Raw genomic sequence first — 17,673 nt, 5'->3', positions numbered from 1 at the left:
GATGTGAGGCGAGACGCCATGGCGTTGACTGCGGCGGTGAAAGAGGAATTGGCCCATCACGGGATCAAGAGCTCTTCCGAACGGAAGGCCGAGGTCTCGGCCATGCTGCGCTTCTCCGGGGGACTGCACATCATCTCCGGCCGGATCGTCATCGAGGCCGAGCTGGACCAGGCCGCCACCGCCCGCCGCCTCCGGACCGCCATCGCCGAGGTCTACGGCCACGGCAGCGAGATCATCGTCGTCTCCGGCGGCAACTTGCGCAAGGGCAGCCGCTACGTCATCCGGGTGATCCGTGACGGCGAGTCCCTGGCTCGTCAGACCGGCCTGCTGGATGTGCGCGGCCGCCCCGTGCGTGGCCTGCCCCCCATGATCGTCAACGGTTCCGTCGCCGACGCCCAAGCCGTGTGGCGCGGCGCCTTCCTGGCCCACGGGTCCCTGACCGAGCCGGGCCGCTCCTCCTCGCTGGAGGTCACGTGCCCGGGATCCGAGGCCGCCCTGGCGCTGGTGGGCGCCGCCCGCCGGCTCGGCATCGCCGCCAAGGCCCGGGAGGTCCGCGGTGTGGACCGCGTGGTGATCCGGGACGGCGATGCCATCTCGGCCCTGCTGACCCGGATGGGGGCGCACGACACCGTGCTGGTGTGGGAGGAACGCCGCACCCGCAAGGAGGTCCGGGCCACCGCCAACCGGCTGGCCAACTTCGATGACGCGAACCTGCGGCGTTCGGCCCAGGCCGCCGTCGCCGCCGGGGCGCGGGTGGAGCGGGCTCTGGACATCCTCGGGGACGAGGTCCCGGACCACCTCAAGTACGCCGGGCAGTTGCGGGTGGAGCACAAGCAGGCATCCCTGGACGAACTCGGCCGGCTGGCCGACCCGCCCATGACCAAGGACGCCATCGCCGGCCGGATCCGCCGACTGCTCGCCATGGCGGACAAGCGCGCCATCGAGGAGGGCCTGCCCGGGACCGATGCGGCCCTGCCGTCGGACGCGGCCGAGCACGACGCCTGACCGGTGTCCCGGTGGTGCCGTGACGGAACATTCCGGCTCTGAGCGGAACCGGTGGCCAACGCCCCCACGAGGGTGCTTAGGATGGGAAGCAAGGTCTCCTGACGGGGGCCAGACACCAGGGCCCGGCACCCCGGGCCCTGGATACATGTCCATCAAGGAGGAAACATGGCTGAATTCACCCTGCCGGAACTTGATTATGACTACAGCGCGCTGGAGCCGCACATCTCGGCGAAGATCATGGAGCTGCACCACTCCAAGCACCACGCCACCTACGTGAAGGGCGCCAACACCGCCCTCGAGAAGCTGGCCGCCGCCCGCGAGGCCGGCGACTTCGCCACCGTCAACCAGTTCTCCAAGGACTTGGCGTTCAACCTGGGTGGACACACCAACCACTCCATCTTCTGGAAGAACCTGTCCCCGAACGGCGGGGACAAGCCCACCGGCGAGCTGGCCGCGGCGCTCGACGAGTTCTTCGGGTCCTTCGACAAGTTCCAGGCTCACTTCACCGCCGCCGCGCTGGGCATCCAGGGCTCCGGCTGGGCCGTGCTCGCCTACGAGCCGATCGGTGGCAACCTGGTCATCGAGCAGTTCTACGATCAGCAGAACGGCGTTCCCGTGGCCACCATCCCGCTGTTCCAGCTGGACATGTGGGAGCACGCCTTCTACCTGGACTACCAGAACGTCAAGGCTGACTACGTCAAGGCGATCTGGAACATCGTGAACTGGGCGGACGTCTCCGCACGCTTCGAGGCCGCCCGGGCCGGCGCCTCCAAGCTCATCATGCCCTGAATCAGGTGACCCGTTGACGGGCCGGCCGGCCACTGCGGTCGGCCGGCCCGCTTCATGTCCCACCGCCCCCGGACAGCACGTCTCGTTCCTCTCCGTCTGACTGAAAGGCACCACCGTGAGTACTGCAACCAGGATCGCCATCAACGGATTCGGCCGGATCGGCCGCAACGCACTGCGTGTCATCGAGCAGGAGGGCCACGATCTCGAGCTGGTGGCCGTGAACGACCTCGCGGACGTCGAGGACCTGTTGTACCTCGTGAAGTACGACACGATCCTGGGGCGTTACCCGCACGGGATCGACCTCGTGGACGGCAACCTCGTCGCCAACGGCAGGACCATCCGGGTCTTCTCCGAGGAGGACCCGTCGAAGCTGCCCTGGGGTGAGCTCGGCGTGGACATCGTCATCGAGTGCACCGGGCACTTCACCCAGGCCGAGGACGCCCGCAAGCACCTGGAGGCCGGCGCCCGCAAGGTCGTGCTCTCGGCCCCCGGCAAAGGCGTGGACGGCACGTTCGTGATGGGCGTCAACGACTCCTCCTACGACCCGGCCATGGACATCATCTCGGCCGCCTCCTGCACCACGAACTGCCTGGCCCCCATGGCCAAGGTCCTGCACGACTCCTTCGGGATCGTGGACGGGATCATGACCACCATCCACGCGTACACCGGTGACCAGAACCTGCATGACGGGCCGCACCGCAAGGACCGCCGACGCGCCCGGGCCGCGGCCCAGAACATGGTCCCCACCTCCACCGGCGCCGCCAAGGCCATCGGCGAGGTGATCCCCTCGTTGCGGGGCAAGCTGGACGGCTTCGCCATGCGGGTGCCCACGATCACCGGCTCCGCCACGGATCTCACCGTCGAGCTGGAGCGGGAGGCCTCGATCGAGGAGGTCAACGCCGCGTTCCAGGCGGCGGCGCAGACCCCTGAGCTGCAGGGCCGCCTGGTCTACAACGTGGACCCCATCACCTCCTCGGACATCATCACCTCGCCGGCGGCCTGCACCTTCGACGCCCCCTTGACCAAGTCGATCGGCAAGACCGTCAAGATCATCGGCTGGTATGACAATGAGTGGGGGTACACGTGCCAGCTGATGGACCTGACCTCCATGGTCGCCTCTAAGCTGTAGTCCGGGGTCGAACCCCGCCCACCTGAGTTCCACTCTCCCGGAAGGCCCTGTGCATGACCGCCAAGACCCTTGACGACCTGCTGGAGGCAGGGGTGGCAGGACGCCACGTCCTCGTCCGCTCCGACCTCAACGTCCCGCTGGAGGACGGCGCCGTGGCCGACGACGGCCGCATCCGTGCCTCGCTGCCGGTCATCACCGCGTTGGCCGACGCCGGTGCGCGCGTGGTCGTCATGGCCCACCTCGGGCGCCCGAAGGGCACGGCGGACCCGGCCTTCTCCCTGCGGCCCGCGGCCGAGCGGATGGCCGAGCTGGCCGGTCGTGAGGTGCGCCTGGCCGCGGACGTCACGGGCGCCTCGGCCCGTGAGGAGTCGGCGAACCTGCCCGACGGCGGCATCCTCCTTCTCGAGAACGTGCGGTTCGACCCGCGCGAGACCTCCAAGGACGAGGCCGAGCGTGCCGCATTGGCCGCCGAGATGGCGGCCCTGACCGGGGGCAGCGGCTCGGCTGAGTCGGCTCAGGCGACTTCGGCGACTCAGGGCGCCTATGTGGATGACGCCTTCGGCGCCGTGCACCGCCGGCACGCCTCGGTGTATGACATCGCGGGCCTGCTGCCGTCCTACCAGGGCGGCCTCGTCTCCCGGGAGCTGGACGTGCTCTCCCGCCTGACCGGAGAGCCGGACCGCCCCTACGTGGTGGTCCTCGGCGGTTCCAAGGTCTCGGACAAGCTGGCGGTGATCGACAACCTGATGGACCGCGCGGACACCCTGCTGATCGGGGGCGGGATGCTGTTCACCTTCCTCAAGGCCCAAGGCCACGAGGTCGGTGCCTCCCTGTTGGAGGAGGACCAGATTCCCGTCGTCACCGAGTACCTCGAGCGGGCTGAGAAGGGCGGCTGCCGGATTGTCCTGCCCACGGACATCGTCATGGCCTCGGCGTTCGCCGCCGACGCCGAGCACGAGGTCCTGCCCGTGGAGGCCCTGACCTCCGGTGCGCACGGGGCCTCCGCCCTGGGCCTGGACATCGGCCCCGAGACGCGCGTGGCGTTCGGCGAGGAGATCCGCCGGGCCGAGACCGTGTTCTGGAACGGGCCCATGGGGGTCTTCGAGTTCGAGGCCTTCGCCCAGGGCACCCGCATGGTGGCCCAGTCCCTGACCGAGTCCACTGGGCTCACCGTGGTGGGCGGGGGCGACTCGGCGGCCGCCGTCCGGGCCCTGGGCTTCGACGACGATCAGTTCGGCCACATCTCGACCGGTGGCGGTGCCTCCCTCGAATACCTCGAGGGCAAGTCCCTGCCGGGCATCGACGCCCTGGAGCGCTCGGCCACCGGCCACGGCACGGGACCCGACGCGGCGCAGGCAGGTGCCTGAGCATGACCTCGAAGACCAACGGCGTCTATGACCGCACCCCGCTCATCGCGGGCAACTGGAAGATGAACCTGGATCACCAGCAGGCCGTCACCCTCGTGCAGAAACTGACCTGGATCCTCACGGATGCGGACCACGATTTCGAGAAGGTCGAGGTGGCGGTGTTCCCGCCCTTCACGGACCTGCGCAGTGTCCAGACCTTGGTGGCCGGGGACGGGCTGCCCCTGGTCTACGGGGCCCAGGATGTCTCTGCTGAGGATTCCGGTGCGTTCACCGGCGAGATCTCGGCACAGTTCCTGTCCAAGCTGGGGTGCCGCTACGTCCTGGTCGGCCACTCCGAGCGGCGCACGCTGCACGGTGAGGACGACTCCGTGGCTCACCGCAAGCTCGCCGCAGCGCTGCGGCACGGTCTCGCACCCGTCCTCTGCGTGGGCGAGGGACTGGAGGTCCGGCAGGCCGGCCGCCAGGTGGAGCACACCCTCGAGCAACTCCGCGGGGCGCTCGAGGGCCTCACCGCGGAGCAGATCACCGACCTGGTGGTGGCCTACGAGCCCGTGTGGGCCATCGGCACGGGCGAGGTGGCCGGACCGGAGGACGCCCAGCAGATGTGCGCCGCGCTGCGCGCCGACGTCGCCTCCCGCTATGGTGAGGAGGCCGCTGCGGGGATCCGGCTGCTGTACGGCGGTTCCGTCAAGTCCTCGAATGCGGCCTCCATCCTGCGGGAGAAGGACGTCGACGGTCTCCTCGTGGGTGGCGCCAGCCTGGACGAGGCCGAGTTTGCTAGCATAGTCAGGTTCGAGCATCACCTGCTGACCGACTGACTCCGGCTGTTCGGCCCCGGTCGGACGGCGCAGAAGAACCCGAACGGGCCGGTGACGGCCTCCCGCCAATGGAAAGAGTGACGTGGACGTCCTGACCCTCATCTTGCAGATCGCCCTGGCCGCCATCAGCGTCCTGCTGGTCCTGCTGATCCTGCTCCACAAGGGCCGCGGCGGCGGAATGTCCGACATGTTCGGCGGCGGCGTGACCTCCTCGCTGGGAGCCTCCGGCGTAGCCGAGAAGAACCTGAACCGCCTCACCGTGACCCTGGGACTGACCTGGGGCGCGATCGTGGTGGCCCTCGGACTGATCATGCGGTTCTCGCAGGACTTCTAGCCTGTCCCGGACGGGCGGGCCGGGCGGGCCAGCGGCACAGGGACAGCCTCCGGTCCATGCGGTCAGTGGTGACCGGCTGCCGCCCCGTCCAGCCACCAGAGGGTGGCGTCCCGACCTGAGACCACCGATGCCGGCCAGCGGGCCGCGTCGGTGGTCTCGTCGTCTCGGGCCTGCCGGACCGCTGCGACGGCCTCGGCCTTGTCCGCACCGGCCACCACGAACCAGAGCCGCTCGGCCGTGTTGAGGGCCTCCACGGTCAACGAGAGCCGCCACGGCGGAGGCTTGGGGGAGTCCTGCACGGCCAGGACCGTCGCCCCGGCGGCCAGCGGGCCGGGAAGCCCGGGGAACAGGCTGGCGACATGCGCATCCGGCCCCACGCCCAGCATCAGCACATCGAAGACGGGCAGCCGCTCGTCCGGCCCCGGGTCCACGCTCGCGTGGGCGGCGAGCTCGGACGCGTAGGCCGCCGCCGCCGTCCTGATCGACTCCGTCAGCTCGGCGTCCGTCGGCATGGTTCCTGCCCTTGCCGCGCTGTGGGCAGCGGGCATCCGGTGGATGTTCGCGGCGGGCATCCCGTGCACGGCGACCAGGTCCCGCAGGAGGGCCTCCTCGGCCTGCCGCTCGTTGCGATCAGCGTCCCCGGCGGGCAGGAAGCGCTCATCGCCCCACCACAGGTGGACCCGGGACCAGTCCGGCACGCGGAGTGCCCGGCGCCCGAGTCCGCTCGGAGAGTCCAGGCGGTCCGAGGCCTCTGAGGTATCCGGGGCGTCCGGGGCCGCTGACAGCAGGTCGGAGAGTGCCGCCAGGATCCCCGTGCCGGTCCCGCCGCCGGTGAGGACGGCGGAGGCCGCGCCCCGGTCCTGGACGGCGTCGGCGAGGACTCGGAGCAGCTCACTGGCGGCGTCACGGCAGAGCGATTCGCGGTCCGGGAACAGCCGGGTCTCATCGGTCACTGGGCAACACCGCTTTCAGGTCGGTCAGGGGCAGTCCGTTGACCACCACATCGCCGAAGACCTCGTCCGGGTCCAGTCGGCGCAATTCCTCCGCCAGGCAGTCCTGGTCGCTGCGCCGCGGCAGGGAGATGTGCTGGATGGGGCGGCCCTGCTGGTACAGGGACGCCACGTCGCCGGCGGGCCGGGACAGCACCACGTCGCCCTGCTGGCGCCGCAGCCGGACGGAGCGCATGCCCTGGCCGGCCTTCGAGTGGGCCATGGTGACGGGGACCCCGAGGCATCGGGTGAGCCAGGCGGCCAGCAGCATGGTGGAGGGCGAGTCCTCGGCGCCGTCCACGGTGACGGAGAGGATCTCGGCAGGGTCCAGCCCGTCCAGGATGGCGGCCAGCTGGATACGCCATCCGGTCAGCCGGGTCCAGGACAGGTCGGTGTCCCCGGCCCGGTAGGTCTGGCGCAGGTGCATCAGCGCCCGCCGGGGCGAGGGGGCCGTGGCCGTGTCCGTGATGCGGCGGTGGGCGATCCTCCCCAGGGCCGAGTCCGCCGGGATCTCCGGAGCCGAATGGGGCCACCAGACCACGATCGGGGCGTCCGGCAGCAGCAGGGCACCGATGAGCGACTCGGATTCCTCCGCATTGGAGCCGGAGCCGTGGAGGATGATGACGTCGGAGGCCCCCGCGTCCCCGCCCACTCTGATCTCCGCATCCAAGCGGTTCGGAGCGGCGGCGTCTCCGGCGGCCAGCACGATGATCCGGCAGGGGTGCTCCCGACTGGCGAGGTTGGCGGCGACGATGGCCTCCTCGGCATGGTCTGGCGAGGTGGAGATGATCAGCGTCAGCACCCGGCCGAGCGCGACGACGCCCCCGGCCTCGCGCAGGCGGTTCATCTCCTTGGCGACCTGGGAGGTGGTGGTGTCCTGGACCTCGATGATCATCAGGGCCTCCTCCAGACACGGCCGTCACGGGCCACGAGTTCGTCTGCGGTCTTCGGTCCCCAGCTGCCGGGGGCGTAGGGTTCCGGTTGGCCCGCCAGGCTCGCCCAGTACTCCTCGAAGGGGTCGAGGATGGTCCAGGACAGTTCCACCTCGGCCTGGCGGGGGAACAGCGGTGGTTCACCGAGCAGGACATCGAGGATCAGCCGCTCGTAGGCCTCCGGGCTGTCCTCGGTGAAGGCGTGGCCGTAGCCGAAGTCCATGGTCACATCCCGGACCTCCTGCTGGGTCCCGGGGACCTTGGAGGCGAAACGGATGGTGACACCCTCGTCCGGTTGGACGCGGATGACGATGGTGTTCTGGCCGAACTCGTCCTCACCGTGTCCCGGGAACAACAGGTTCGGGGCCCGCTTGAGCACCACGGCGATCTCGGTGACGCGGCGGCCCAGGCGCTTGCCGGCGCGCAGGTAGAACGGCACCCCGTCCCAGCGCCGGGTGCGGATGCCCAGCTTCAGGGCGGCGTAGGTCTCGGTGGTGGACTCCGGGTTGAAGCCCTCCTCCGCGAGGAAGCCGGTGACCTTCTCTCCGCCCTGCCAGCCACCGGTGTACTGGCCGCGCGCGGAGGCGGCGCCCAGGCCGGCGTCGTCCGTGGGGACCTCGACGGCGGCCAGGACCTTCTCCTTCTCGGTGCGCAGGTGGTCCGCGTCGAAGGAGATGGGTTCCTCCATGGCGGTCAGGGCCAGCAGCTGCAGCAGGTGGTTCTGGATGACGTCGCGGGCGGCGCCCACCCCGTCGTAGTAGCCGGCGCGGCCGCCGATGCCGATGTCCTCGGCCATGGTGATCTGCACGTGGTCCACGTGGTTGGAGTTCCACACGGGCTCGAACAGGCGGTTGGCGAAGCGCAGCGCCAGGATGTTCTGGACGGTCTCCTTGCCGAGGTAGTGGTCGATCCGGAAGACGGCATCCGGGACGAACACCTGCTCGATCACGTCGTTGAGCTCCCGGGCGCTGGCCAGGTCGTGCCCGAAGGGCTTCTCGATGACCACGCGGCGCCACGGGCGTCCTGAGGAACCGGCGTGGGCGGGGGAGGGGCGGGTGCCGGCGTCGTGGTGGCGGCCGGCCAGGCCGTGGTCGGCGAGCTGCTGGCTGACCTCCTCGAACCAGTCCGGGGGGATGGACAGGTAGAACACGGTGTTGCCGGCGGTGCCGCGGGAGACCTCCAGGGCGGCCAGCGTTTCGTGGAGGTCCTCGTAGGCGGCGGCGTCGTCGAAGCCCCCGGAGACGAACCGGAAGCCCCCGCGCAGCTGGTTCCAGACGGTGTCGTTCCAGCCGGTCCGGGCCGAGGACTCCACGGAGTCGCGCACGTAGGCCGTGAACTCCTCGTCGCTCCAGTCGCGCCGGCCGAAGCCGACCAGCGAGAAGCCCGGCGGGAGCAGGCCCCGGTTGGCGAGGTCGTAGATCGCCGGCAGCAGCTTCTTGCGAGCCAGGTCTCCGGTGACGCCGAACAGGACGAGGGCAGACGGACCGGCGATCCGGGTCAGCCGCCGGTCTCGGGGGTCGCGCAGGGGATTGGCCGGGCGCGCTCCGGTCAACGGCTCAGGCACCATCGGATCCCTGCGTGCCGTGCGCCGCCCGGAGGAGCTGGCCGATGCCGTTCGCGCGCTCGGTCAGGTGCAGCCGCACCACGGGCCGGCCCTGCTCCCGCAGCACGGAGGCGTCCCCGGCGGCCTGGGCGGCCAGCAGCTGACCGAAGGTGAAGGGACGGCCCGGGATGTCCAGGTCCAGGTCTGAATCGGCAGTGACCTGCAGGAACACTCCCTCGGGCGTGCCACCCTTGTGGTACTGGCCGGTCGAGTGCAGGAACCGCGGGCCCCAGCCGAAGGTGACCGGGCGTCCGGCGAGCGTGGCCAGGGCGGCGCGCAGGACCTCCAGCTCCGGGTAGCCCACGCGGTCCAGGTAGGCCTGGACGGCCAGGTAGCCGTGGGCCGGCACCCGCTGCGCGAGGGCGGCGAGCACGGTCCCGAGGTCCTCCGGGACCCCGCCGGGGCCGTTCACGACGTCGGCCGGCCCGGTGACCTCGACGGTCCCGATCACGGTGTCCGGGCGCTCCGCCGCGGGTGTGGCATCCAAGAGGCCGCGGGCCGCGGTCTTCGCCGCCTCGACGTCCGGCTGATCGAAGGGATTGATGCCGAGCAGGCGGCCGGCCACCGCCGTGGCGAACTCCCACAGGAGCAGCTGGGCCCCGAGGGACCCGAAGACCTCCACGGCGTGCTCGGATCGGCCGGGCTGGACGCCGTCGACGGCGTCGGACGCCTCGGGCGCCTCCCGGTCCTCGGGGTCGGCCACCAGGCGGATCTGCAGCAGGTCGGCGGCGGCGGAGAGGGTCTCCGGGTCGCCGGCGTCCACGACCACGGGCAGCACACCGGTGCCGTCCTTGCCCGTGGACTCGGCGATCAGTTGCTCGGCCCACCCGCCGAAGCCGACCAGCCCGGAGTCCTCGTCGGAGAAGATCAGCTTGTTGCGCAGTGGGACGGTGCCCGCCAGGGCGGCGCCGAGCTGGAGGCCCGGGTTGCCCGGGTCATCAGCGGCGAGGACCTCGCGGGTCTCCTCCGCGTCATCGAGCAGCGTTGCGATGTCCACCCCGGCCAGGCCGGTGGGCACCAGGCCGAAGGCGGTGAGGGCGGAGTACCGCCCACCGACGGTGGGATCGGCGGTGAAGACCCGCCGGTAGCCGGCCTCGCGGGCAGACTGCTCGAGGGGGGAACCCGGGTCGGTGACCACGACGATCCGGGACGGCGCGTCGAGGCCGGCGTCGTTGAAGGCCTGCTCGAAGACCCGACGCTGGGAATCGGTCTCCACCGTGGAACCGGACTTGGAGGACACCACCAGGACGGTGTCCACCACCCCGGCCGCCAGGACGTTGCCCACCATCTCGGGATCAGTGGAATCGAGCACGATGAGCGGACAACCCTCGGTGGCGGCGATCACCTCGGGGGCCAGGGAGGAACCGCCCATGCCGGCCAGCACCACACGGTTGATGCCCTCGGCCGCCAGCTGGTCGCGCAAGTCCTCGATCTGCGGGACCAGGTCCCGTGAGTCCTCGAAGAGGTCCATCCACCCGAGGCGCTTCGACGCCTCCTGCTTCGCAGCCGGACCCCACAGGGTGTGGTCCTTGCTGTCCAGGCGGCTGGCGACGCGGTCGTCCACCAGGGCCGGGACGTGACGGTCGATCGCCACGAGGGCGTCGCCGGTGGCCTGCAATCCGAGTGAACTCATGTCAGTCTCCTGGGGTCGTGCGGGGGGATGCGGGGGGAGTGGTTCAGGACGGTCAGGCGGCGAGCAGTGACGGCCGGTGACGGCCAGGGGCGGCCGGGGGCCGTCAGCGGGCCGCGGAGTCCTGGAGCGCGGTGCGTACGGTCTGCAGCAGCTCGTTCCAGCTGGTCACGAACTTCTCCACGCCCTCGGCTTCGAGGACGGCCACCACGTCGTTGTAGTCGACGCCGGCATGGGCGATCGCGTCCAGGACGCGATCCGCCTCCTCGTAGCCCGCCGTGATGGTGTCCCCGGTGACCTCTCCGTGGTCGGCCAGGGCCTCCAGAGTCTTCTCCGGCATGGTGTTGACGGTTCCCGGAGCCACCAGGCCGGTCACGTAGAGCGTGTCCGGAAGGGCCGGGTCCTTGGTCCCGGTGGAGGCCCAGAGCGGACGCTGCGCGCGGGCACCGGCCGCCTCCAGGACGCGCCAGCGCTCCGTGTCCAGGGTCTCGGTGAAGATGCGGTAGGCGAGCCGGGCGTTGGCGAGGCCCGCCTGCCCGGTCAGCTCACCGGCCCCCTCGGCCGTGGACTCGGCGAGGCGGCGGTCTACCTCGGTGTCCACGCGGGAGACGAAGAAGCTGGCCACGGAGTGCAGGGTGGACAGGTCGATCCCGGCGGCGTGCGCCTGCTCCAAGCCCAGCAGCCAGGCGTTGAGCACCTCGCGGTAGCGGGTCAGCGAGAAGATCAGGGTCACATTGACGCTCAGCCCCCGGGCGAGGGTCGCCGTGATGGCCGGCAGGCCCTCCTCCGTGGCGGGGATCTTGATCAACACGTTCGGCCGGTCCACGGCCTGGGCGAGCAGCGCGGCCTCGGCGACGGTCTTCTCGGCGTCCCGGGCGGACCGGGGATCCACCTCGATGGAGACCCGGCCGTCCACCCCCTCGGACGCCTGGTAGACGGGCATGAAGAGGTCGCAGGCGGCCTGGACGTCCTGGGTGGTGAGCTCGAAGACGGCCCGGTCCAGGTCGGCGTCGTCGGCGGACAACTGCGTCAATTGCTCGGCGTAGGCCTCCCCGTTCTTGAGGGCGGCGGCGAAGATCGAGGGGTTGGTGGTCACGCCGGTGACGGTCCGTGTCTCGATCAGCTCGGCGAGGTTGCCCGTGGCGATCCGTTCACGGGACAGATCGTCGAGCCAGATGGACACACCGGCCTCGGCCAGTGCACGGGTGTTCGGGTTCTGTTCGGTCATCGTGTGCTCCGTACGTCTGGGGGGTGTGCTTTGCGTGGCCGTGGTGGCCGGCCGGCGCCAGGTCAGCGGCCGAGCAGGTCCCGGGCGGCGGCGGCCACGGCCTCGGCCGTGATGCCGTACTCCCGGAACAGCGTCTGGAAGTCTGCCGAGGCGCCGTAGTGTTCCAGCGAGACCTGGGCCCCGCGGACTCCGGTGTACTTGGCCCAGCCCTGGGCGATCCCGGCCTCCACGGAGACCCGGACGGCACCGTTGTCCGGCAGCACCGAGGTGCGGTAGGCCTCGTCCTGGGCGTCGAACCACTCGAGGCTCGGGGCGGACACCACCCGGGTCGGTACGCCTTCGGACTGCAGCTGGTCCCGGGCAGCCACCGCGAGCTGCACCTCGGAGCCGGTCCCGATCAGGATCACCTGGGGCTCGACGGCCGATCCCGAGCCATCGGTCGCGTCCAGCAGGACGTAGGCCCCGCGGGATGTTCCCTCGGCACCGGCGAAGCCCTGCTCGTCCCGCGGGAAGACCGGCAGGTTCTGGCGGGAGAGCACGATGCCAGCCGGGCCGTCGGTCTTCTCCAGGATCGTCTTCCAGGCCCAGGACACCTCATTGGCATCGGCCGGGCGGACCACGGCCAGTCCCGGGATGGCACGCAGCGAGGCGAGCTGCTCCACCGGCTGGTGGGTCGGGCCGTCCTCGCCGAGACCGATCGAGTCGTGGGTCCAGACGTAGATGGCCGGCGTGCCCATCAGCGCACCGATCCGGATCGCGGGACGCTGGTAGTCGGAGAAAATCAGGAAGGTTCCCATGTAGGCCCGCAACAGTGAGCCGAGCGAGATGCCGTTCACGATCGAGCCGGCGGCGTGCTCTCGGATGCCGAAGTGCAGGGTGCGGCCGTAGGGCCCGCCCTTCCAGGTGGAGGTCTGCCGGCTCTCGGGGATGAACGAGGGCTCGCCGTCCATGGTGGTGTTGTTGGAGCCGGCCAGGTCGGCAGAACCGCCCCACAGCTCCGGCATGACGGGGGCCAGGGCGGACAGGACCTTGCCGGAGGCGGCGCGGGTGGCCATTCCCTTGGCTCCACCCGAGAAACTGGCGTCGAAATCCGCCTCGAAAGTGGGGAACGCCTCGGCGAAACCCTCGGGCAGCTCGCCCGCCGTGAGGCGGTCGAACAGCTCGGCACGCTCTTCATTGGCACCGCGCCACGCGGAGTAGGACTCCTCCCAGGTGGCGCGGGAGGCCGCCGCGCGTTCACCGACGCTACGAGCGTGGGCCAGCACGCCGTCGTCGACGGCGAAGTGCTGCTCCGGATCGAAGCCCAGGACCGTCTTCAGGCCGGCCAACTCCTCGCCGCCGAGCTTGGAGCCGTGGATGGCGCCGGTGTCCTGTTTGCCGGGGGAGGGCCAGCCGATCACGGTGCGCAGCTTGATGAGCGAGGGCCTGGAGGTCTCTGCCTTGGCCTCGGCCAGGGCCGTGTAGAGCTGCTCCGTGTCCTCGACGTAGTTCCCGGTGGCGAGCCAGTCGACGGTCTGGACATGCCAGCCGTAGGCCTCGTAGCGGGCGGCCACGTCCTCGCTGAACGCCACGTCCGTGTCGTCCTCGATGGAGATCTCGTTGTCGTCATAGATGACCACGAGGTTGCCGAGTTCCTGGTGGCCCGCCAGGGAGGAGGCCTCGGAGGTGACCCCCTCCTGGAGGTCGCCGTCGGAGGCGATGACGAAGATGTGGTGATCGAAGGGGCTCGTCCCGAGGGCTGCGTCCGGGTCCAGCAGTCCACGTAGCCGGCGCTGGGCGAACGCGAAGCCGACGGCGGAGGCCAGGCCCTGGCCGAGGGGCCCGGTGGTGATCTCCACGCCGTCCGTGTGACCGTACTCGGGGTGCCCCGGGGTCTTGGAACCCCACGTGCGCAGTGCCTGGAGGTCTTCGAGTCCCAGGCCGGCGCCGGCGGCGAACAGCTGCAGGTACAGGGTCAGGGAGGAGTGGCCGGCCGAGAGGATGAACCGGTCGCGTCCGGCCCAGGTGGCGTCCGCGGGGTCATGATGCATGACGTTCTGGAACAGCTGCCAGGCGACCGGGGCGAGGGAGATGGCCGTGCCCGGGTGGCCGTGCCCGGCCTTCTCCACGGCGTCTGCGGCCAGCACGCGCAGGGTGTCCACGGCCTTCCGGTCCACGGCGGAATACGTGTATTCGCGGGCGGGCTGAAGACGCTGCAGGGAGGGAGTCCCCCCGGTGGCGGATCCGGTGGATGATGCCGGGGCTGAAGTCACGAAAGCTGCTCCTGACGGAATGAAACTGGGGGCCGGTGCCGACCTGACGCCAGCTTATCCCGAATGGGGCCACGCCCTGCAGGGGGTGAACCGCCAGTGACCTGTCACGACCCGACATTCCGTGCGGGGAACGGTACACTGGAAGGGGTGTTTCCAGCACCGATGACCTCATCCCGCCCGCCTGCACCGTGAGAAGTAGATGCCCACCACCCTTGATGCCCAGTCCGCCGCGAGCCCGGCGCCCTCCAGCGCCCGTCCGGTCCGCCGGAAGATCGGGTTCAAGCGGAAGGCCGCCGCCTACGTCTCGCTGACGAAGCCGCGCGTGATGGAGCTGCTCCTGGTCACCACGTTGCCGACCATGATCTTCGCGCAACGGGGCTTCCCGGACGTGGTCACCATGATCGCCACCATGGTGGGTGGTGCACTGGCCGCCGGGTCCTCCGCGGCCTTCAACTGCTACATCGACCGGGACATCGACAAACTGATGAACCGGACCAAGAAGCGCCCCCTGGTGACCGGCGAGGTCACGCCCCGGGAGGCCCTGATCTTCGCCTGGGCCATCGGCGTGGTGTCCATCGCCATCCTGCTGTGGGGCACCAACCTCCTGGCCGCCGGCCTCGGCGTCCTGGCGATCTTCTTCTACGTGGTCATCTACAGCCTGATCCTGAAGCGCCGCACCGAGCAGAACATCGTGTGGGGCGGGATCGCCGGCTGCTTCCCGGTCCTCATCGCCTGGGCTGCGGTCCGCGAGACCGTGGAATGGCCGGCCATCGTGCTGTTCCTCATCATCTTCCTGTGGACGCCGCCCCACTACTGGCCGCTGTCCCTGAAGTACAAGCGTGACTACCAGGCGGCTGACGTGCCCATGCTCGGGGCCGTGGCCTCGGCGCGGGTGGTCTCCAGCCAGGTAGTGCTCTACGCCTGGGCCACCGTGGCCTGCTCGCTGCTGCTGGTGCCCCTGGGCTGGGCCGGGATCGTCTACACGGCCGTCGCCCTCGTGGCCGGCGGCTGGTTCGTCTACGAGTCCCACGTGCTCTACGCCGAGTCGCAGAAGCCGGAGTACAACGACAAGAAGGCGATGAAGGTCTTTCACCTCTCCATCACCTATCTGACCCTCGTCTTCGTGGCCCTCGCCTTTGACCCCTTCGTGGGCAGCCCGCTCATGCCGGTCCCGGGCATCCCCTTCTGACCTCTCTCACCGCCGCGCCGGGTCCCATCGTGGGTTCGGGCCGAGTCTGAGGTACATGAATCTCACCACGTGACCTGGTCCACGCCAGGAGGGTGAGTTCATCTGACGGCGAGCAGAGGGGTTCCCCATGTGGGTGAAGGTACGGTCGTTTCCGGTCGGCGGGGCAGCGGTGCTGCTGGCGGCCGGGCTCGCCCTGACGGGGTGTGGCAACGAGGCGGGACCGGCTGCGCCTGAGACCTCGCCCTCGGCCACCATCCCGAGCGAGACGACGTCGGCCACTCCCGAATCGTCGCGATCCTCCAGGACGGCCGCTCCCGTTGACAGCCTGGATGAGCTGTTCGAGGCCGTCGCACCCGTACCCGTGGTGGGCACGGGGGAGTGGTTCGTCGCCGACATCACCGAGGCCGGAGAGGGTGGTACCGGCGCTCCGGAACACCAGGCGGCGACCAAGGACCTGGGCCGACTCGCTACTGAGCTGAGCGCCGACTTCAGCGAAGGATGACCGATCCAGACGTCCCTGCTAGGAGCGGACGACGGCCGGCCGGGTGCGGTAGGTGGAGACCTGCCGGTCCCAGACGGTGGTGACCGCCCAGACGACGAGGCCGGTGCCCAGCATATGCAGCAGGACCACACCGATCGGCAGGCCAGTGAAGTGCTGGATGTAGCCGACCGTCCCCTGGAAGGCGATCACCGCGATGAGCGCCCAGGCCGAGATTCGTTGCCGCCGCGAGGACTGCTGCCGCAGGACCACCACGAGCAGCACCAGGGCGGCGACCGTCATGAGGTAGACGGGGAAGGCGTGCAGGCGGGTGACCACCAGGGGGTCGAAGTCATGGCGGGGCGCATCGGCGTCGCCGCCGTGGGGGCCGGTCCCGGTGACGATGGTCCCCAGATACAGGACCACCCAGCCGATCACGAAGATGCCGCGGGCCAGATTCCGGGAGAGGGCGGATGTCTGGCCGTCGACCACCGCTGCCGGGGCGGCCGGCTGGTCCCCGTGGGCCTGGCGATGCCGCCATTCGGCGCCCACCCGGTTCACCAGCAGGGTGGCGAAGCAGACCATGACCGAGGAGACGAGGAAGTGGAAGGCCACCACCCAGGGGTTCAGGCCGGTCCAGACGGTGATGCCGCCCACCACGGCCTGCGCCGGGATGCAGGCCAGCATCCCCACGGAGATCCAGAAGATGCTCGGGTGGGACTTGCGGAGGTTCCAGACCCACAGCAGCACCGCCAGTGCCGCCAGCCCGACCACGAAGGTCAGCAGCCGGTTGCCGAATTCGATGACGCCGTTGATCCCCATCTCCGGGGTGTTGACCCAGGAGTCGTCGGTGCACGTGGGCCACGTCGGGCAACCGAGCCCGGAAGCCGTCAAACGCACGGCACCACCGGTGACGATGATGCCGATCTCGGTCACGAGCGAGATGACGGCGAGCACCAGGGTGCCCCGGGTGATGTCCCGCGGCGTGTATCTGCCGATGCCCGCATCGACGCGGCGCCACAGCCCGGGGCGGGTGGCGGAGCCGTTCTGGGCGGTGGACTGGGTGGGGGTACTCACTTCAGGGTCCTTTGAACGAGAGGGACGGGGAGGGACGGCAGAACACTCAGCGCCATTTGAACCACTTCAATGCGCCGACCGTGGCCAGGATGCCCCAGCCCGCCAGGACGAGGAGGGCGCCGACGTCGGGCGTTCCGGTGCCGAAGGCGGACCGGAGCCCGTCGCCCAGCGCGGCCGAGGGCAGGAAGGAGGCGATGCCGGAGAACCAGCTGATGGCGGGGATCGGGAAGACGGCCCCGCCCACGGCGCCCAGCAGCACCCACAGGAGATTGGTGAGGGCCAGCGTGGCCTCTGGCCGCGCGGTGCCCGCGATGAGGAGCCCGAGGGCGGTGAAGGAGGCCGCCCCGAGGATGAGGAAGAGGACGGCCCACGGCACCCCGGCCCAGACGGGCTGCCAGCCCAGCGCGAGACCGATCCCGCCGATCACCACGACCTGGAGCAACAGGACCGCCAGGACGGCGCAGGCCTTGCCGAGGATGAGCCCGGCCGGACCGAGCGGAGTCGTGGACAGGTAGGCCAGCACGCCGTAGCGGCGGTCGAACCCGGTGGCGATGCCCTGGCCGGTGAAGGCCGAGCTGAGCACGGCGAGGGCGAGCACGCCCGGTACGGCCACGTCCACCCCGCGGACGCCGGCGCTGTCCATCAGTCCGGACCAGACCACCGCGAACAGGGCCATGAGGGGCAGGACGAGGGAGATCAACAGCTGCTCGCCGTTGCGGATGGCGGTGACGGACTCATAGCGTCCCTGCGCCACGACCCGGCGGGCCAGGGAGCTGGCGTTGCCGAACCGCGAGGGACCGCCCTGCGGGGACACGGCCGCGGCGGTGCTGAAGGTGCTGTGAGGGGTGTTCAC

The 17,673-nt window shown here is 70.3% G+C and carries 16 protein-coding genes; 8 read left to right on the top strand and 8 right to left on the bottom strand.

Annotation, left to right across the window (positions count from 1 at the left end; genetic code table 11):
• Positions 1-18 precede the first annotated feature (18 nt).
• The 6 genes from whiA to secG all read left to right on the top strand — a co-directional run bounded on the left by whiA (position 19) and on the right by secG (position 5,442).
• The gene (gene whiA / locus AB0333_RS04305) at positions 19-1,005 is read left to right on the top strand and encodes a DNA-binding protein WhiA (RefSeq protein WP_366217484.1); all 987 of its coding nucleotides are present in this window, start codon (positions 19-21) and stop codon (positions 1,003-1,005) included.
• 165 nt (positions 1,006-1,170) lie between these two features.
• Entirely contained in the window at positions 1,171-1,794 is a 624-nt protein-coding gene (locus AB0333_RS04300) for a superoxide dismutase (RefSeq protein ID WP_366217483.1), read from the top strand.
• Between the two features lie 115 nt (positions 1,795-1,909).
• Positions 1,910-2,923, top strand: a complete 1,014-nt coding sequence (gap, locus tag AB0333_RS04295) for a type I glyceraldehyde-3-phosphate dehydrogenase (protein WP_366217482.1) — start codon at positions 1,910-1,912, stop codon at positions 2,921-2,923.
• A 53-nt stretch (positions 2,924-2,976) separates the two neighbouring features.
• Positions 2,977-4,290 (top strand): phosphoglycerate kinase, encoded by a 1,314-nt coding sequence (locus tag AB0333_RS04290; RefSeq protein ID WP_366217481.1) that lies wholly within the window; start codon positions 2,977-2,979, stop codon positions 4,288-4,290.
• Between the two features lie 2 nt (positions 4,291-4,292).
• Positions 4,293-5,108, top strand: a complete 816-nt coding sequence (tpiA, locus tag AB0333_RS04285) for a triose-phosphate isomerase (RefSeq protein WP_366217480.1) — start codon at positions 4,293-4,295, stop codon at positions 5,106-5,108.
• Between the two features lie 82 nt (positions 5,109-5,190).
• Entirely contained in the window at positions 5,191-5,442 is a 252-nt protein-coding gene (secG, locus tag AB0333_RS04280; RefSeq protein WP_366217479.1) for a preprotein translocase subunit SecG, read from the top strand.
• A gap of 62 nt (positions 5,443-5,504) precedes the next feature.
• Here the strand turns inward: secG and pgl are convergent, their stop codons facing one another.
• The 6 genes from pgl to tkt all read right to left on the bottom strand — a co-directional run bounded on the left by pgl (position 5,505) and on the right by tkt (position 14,022).
• Complete coding sequence (gene pgl / locus AB0333_RS04275) at positions 5,505-6,395, bottom strand: 6-phosphogluconolactonase (RefSeq protein ID WP_366217478.1); 891 nt, start codon at positions 6,393-6,395, stop codon at positions 5,505-5,507.
• Positions 6,385-7,326, bottom strand: coding sequence for a glucose-6-phosphate dehydrogenase assembly protein OpcA (locus AB0333_RS04270; RefSeq protein WP_366217477.1), 942 nt, complete (start codon positions 7,324-7,326; stop codon positions 6,385-6,387). Before AB0333_RS04270 ends, pgl begins: the two co-directional genes overlap by 11 nt.
• Positions 7,326-8,888: a glucose-6-phosphate dehydrogenase gene (gene zwf / locus AB0333_RS04265; RefSeq protein ID WP_366217579.1), complete on the bottom strand. Its 1,563-nt coding sequence runs from the start codon at positions 8,886-8,888 to the stop codon at positions 7,326-7,328. Before zwf ends, AB0333_RS04270 begins: the two co-directional genes overlap by 1 nt.
• 31 nt (positions 8,889-8,919) lie before the next feature.
• The gene (locus AB0333_RS04260) at positions 8,920-10,599 is read right to left on the bottom strand and encodes a glucose-6-phosphate isomerase (RefSeq protein WP_366217476.1); all 1,680 of its coding nucleotides are present in this window, start codon (positions 10,597-10,599) and stop codon (positions 8,920-8,922) included.
• A 103-nt stretch (positions 10,600-10,702) separates the two neighbouring features.
• The gene (gene tal, locus AB0333_RS04255; protein ID WP_366217475.1) at positions 10,703-11,824 is read right to left on the bottom strand and encodes a transaldolase; all 1,122 of its coding nucleotides are present in this window, start codon (positions 11,822-11,824) and stop codon (positions 10,703-10,705) included.
• A 62-nt stretch (positions 11,825-11,886) separates the two neighbouring features.
• The gene (tkt, locus tag AB0333_RS04250; protein ID WP_366217578.1) at positions 11,887-14,022 is read right to left on the bottom strand and encodes a transketolase; all 2,136 of its coding nucleotides are present in this window, start codon (positions 14,020-14,022) and stop codon (positions 11,887-11,889) included.
• Between the two features lie 253 nt (positions 14,023-14,275).
• On the opposite strand from tkt, the gene AB0333_RS04245 reads away from it, so the two are divergent.
• Together AB0333_RS04245 and AB0333_RS04240 are read left to right on the top strand one after the other, a co-directional pair.
• The gene (locus AB0333_RS04245) at positions 14,276-15,265 is read left to right on the top strand and encodes a heme o synthase (protein WP_366217474.1); all 990 of its coding nucleotides are present in this window, start codon (positions 14,276-14,278) and stop codon (positions 15,263-15,265) included.
• A 127-nt stretch (positions 15,266-15,392) separates the two neighbouring features.
• The gene (locus tag AB0333_RS04240; RefSeq protein ID WP_366217473.1) at positions 15,393-15,767 is read left to right on the top strand and encodes a hypothetical protein; all 375 of its coding nucleotides are present in this window, start codon (positions 15,393-15,395) and stop codon (positions 15,765-15,767) included.
• 18 nt (positions 15,768-15,785) lie between these two features.
• Here the strand turns inward: AB0333_RS04240 and AB0333_RS04235 are convergent, their stop codons facing one another.
• Both AB0333_RS04235 and AB0333_RS04230 read right to left on the bottom strand, forming a co-directional pair.
• Complete coding sequence (locus AB0333_RS04235; RefSeq protein ID WP_366217472.1) at positions 15,786-16,820, bottom strand: COX15/CtaA family protein; 1,035 nt, start codon at positions 16,818-16,820, stop codon at positions 15,786-15,788.
• Between the two features lie 46 nt (positions 16,821-16,866).
• Positions 16,867-17,634 carry an ABC transporter permease gene (locus tag AB0333_RS04230; RefSeq protein WP_366217577.1) on the bottom strand — a complete coding sequence of 256 codons (768 nt, stop codon included), beginning with the start codon at positions 17,632-17,634 and terminating at the stop codon, positions 16,867-16,869.
• Positions 17,635-17,673 lie beyond the last annotated feature (39 nt).

The organism is Citricoccus sp. NPDC079358, assembly GCF_040702545.1.
In the GTDB taxonomy this organism is placed as follows: Bacteria; Actinomycetota; Actinomycetes; order Actinomycetales; family Micrococcaceae; genus Citricoccus.
Note: the sequence above shows the minus strand (reverse complement) of the source record. Positions and strands in the feature narration are given on the sequence as shown.